The organism is Sphingomonas sp. (genome assembly GCF_031380695.1).
In the GTDB taxonomy this organism is placed as follows: Bacteria; Pseudomonadota; Alphaproteobacteria; order Sphingomonadales; family Sphingomonadaceae; genus Sphingomicrobium.
The window spans coordinates 1-2341 of the sequence record NZ_JANMWY010000027.1; the positions used below are offsets into that span (position 1 = coordinate 1).

3 protein-coding genes are annotated in these 2341 nt (G+C 69.9%); all 3 read left to right on the top strand.

Annotated features, from left to right (window positions below):
• Nucleotides 1–468: substrate-binding domain-containing protein (locus RMN84_RS00985; protein ID WP_309610343.1), on the top strand; the 468-nt coding region annotated here is incomplete at its 5' end.
• Entirely contained in the window at nt 465–1373 is a 909-nt protein-coding gene (locus tag RMN84_RS00990) for an aldo/keto reductase (RefSeq protein WP_309610344.1), read from the top strand. The genes RMN84_RS00985 and RMN84_RS00990, both read left to right, overlap by 4 nt.
• Nucleotides 1370–2341 (top strand): LLM class flavin-dependent oxidoreductase (locus RMN84_RS00995; protein WP_309610345.1); only part of this gene is annotated, 972 nt, incomplete at its 3' end. The genes RMN84_RS00990 and RMN84_RS00995, both read left to right, overlap by 4 nt.

Here is a 2341-nt window from a genome sequence, read left to right on the forward strand (position 1 = left end):
GGCTTCAACACGGGACCCCCCAACCAGGCCGGCCGGGGTCCCCGCCCCGCGGGCACCGCGCGCGGGGGGCCCCGCGCCGCCATCGCCCCGCGCGCCGACTATATCCGCGACGGCGAATTCGACTTCGACAGCGGGGTCGAGGCCGCCTGCGCACTGCTCGACCTCGCCGACCCGCCCGGCGCCATCTTCGCCAGCAACGACGACATGGCCGCCGGTGTCTTGTCGGTCGCGCACGACCGCCGCATCGACGTGCCCCGCGACCTGTCCGTCGCCGGGTTCGACGACACCACCCTCGCCCGCATGCTGTGGCCGACCCTGACCACCATCCACCAGCCGATGTGGGAGCTGGCCGAGGCCGCAACCAAATTGCTCGTCGAAGGCGGCCCGACCCAGCACGTCCGCCTGCCCCACCATCTCGTCGAGCGACAATCGACCGCTCGCCCCGCCCCGATCAAGGATCTCGCATGACCGACCTGACGCCCCCCTCTGCCCGCCGCAAGCTGGGCGGCAGCGATATCGAAGTGTCCGCGCTGGCGTGGGGCCACTGGCGCCTTGCCCCCGGTGATGTCGCCGCCAATGCGCGCCTCGCCCACGCCGCGCTCGATACGGGGATCGATTTCTTCGACACCGCCGACATCTACGGCTTCGACGGCAAGGGCGGCTTCGGCACGGTCGAGCAGGCGTTCGGCGAGCTGCTCGCGTCCGAGCCCGGCCTCCGCAACCGCATCGTCATCGCGACCAAGGGCGGGATCGATCCGCCCAAGCCGTACGACTCCAGCCCCGCCTATCTCGACGCCGCGATCGACGCTTCGCTTCGGCGTCTCGGCATCGACACGATCGACCTGTGGCAGGTCCACCGCCCCGACATCTTGACCCACCCGCACGACATCGCCCGCACGGTCGAGCGCGCCCATGCCGCCGGCAGGATTCGCGCGTTCGGCGTCTCCAACTTCACCCACGCGCAGATCGCCGCGCTCGCCGCCTGCTCAACGGTCCCGCTGTTGTCGACCCAGCCCGAGCTGTCGGCGCTCCGCCTCGACCCCTTCACTAATGGCGAAAGCGACCAGGCGATGACGCTCGACCTCGCCATTCTCGCCTGGTCCCCCCTCGCCGGCGGCCAGCTCGCCAGCCCGACCGACGCCCGCGCGACGGCGGTCTGCAAGGCGCTCGATACCGTTGCCAGCGAACAGGGCGTGTCGCGCACTGCCGCGGCCCTGTCGTGGTTGATGGCCCACCCCAGCCGCCCGATCCCGATCGTCGGCTCGCAGCGGCCCGACCGCATCACCGAATCGGCCGACGCGCTGCGCGTCCGCTGGACCCGCACAAATTGGTACGCGGTGCTCGTCGCCGCCCGTCAGGAGCCCCTGCCATGAATGCCGTCACCACACCCTGCGAAGTCAGCTGGTTCTCCGCCCTGTGCGATGACGACTATGAATTCCTCGGCGTCCCCGACCCGATGCTCCAGTCGAGCTGGGAGCATTGCCGCGACATCGCGCTCCAGGCCGAAAGCGGCGGGTATGACAATATCCTGCTGCCCTCGGGCTATGCGCTCGGCCTCGACACGACCGTCTTTGCCGCCGCCATCGCGCCGATGCTGCACAAGATGCGCCTCCTCTGGGCGGTCCGCACCGGCGAAGATTGGCCGCCCCAGCTCGCACGCCGTATCGCCACGCTCGACCGCATCCTAAATGGCCGCGTGACGATCAACATCATCTCGTCCGACCTCCCTGGCGAGACGATGGCCAGCGCCCCGCGCTATCAGCGCACGCTCGAAGTCATGCAGATCCTCAAGATCATGCTGTCGGGCCAGCACCTCAAATTCGACGGCGAACATTACAAGCTCGACCTCGCCCCGCCCCGCATGACCACGGTCAGCGGCCAGTGCCCGCCGCTCTATTTCGGCGGCCTGAGCGAACCCGCGCGCGACGCCGCGGCGCAGGCCGCCGACGTCTATCTGATGTGGCCGGACACCATGCCCGCCGTCCGCGAGATCATCACCGACATGACCGCGCGCGCCGCTAACTATGGCCGCACGCTCAAGTTCGGGTACCGCGCCCACGTCATCGTCCGCGACACCGAGGACGAGGCCCGCACCTACGCCGCGCGCCTGTTGTCCAAACTCGATGACGCTACCGGCCAGGCGATCCGCGCCAAGTCGCTCGATAGCCAGAGCGCGGGGGTCAGCCGCCAGGCCGAACTCCGCTCGACGGCGTCGGACGATGGCTTCGTCGAGGACAACCTCTGGACCGGCATCGGCCGCGCCCGCTCGGGCTGCGGCGCGGCGATCGTCGGCGATCCCGACCAGGTGCTGGCGAAACTGCGCGCCTATCAGGCCGAGGGC

Bases quoted from the DNA above. Each gene is read 5' to 3' on its own strand.
- RMN84_RS00990 (WP_309610344.1), top strand. From the start codon at position 465: ATGACCGACCTGACGCCCCCCTCTGCCCGCCGCAAGCTGGGCGGCAGC.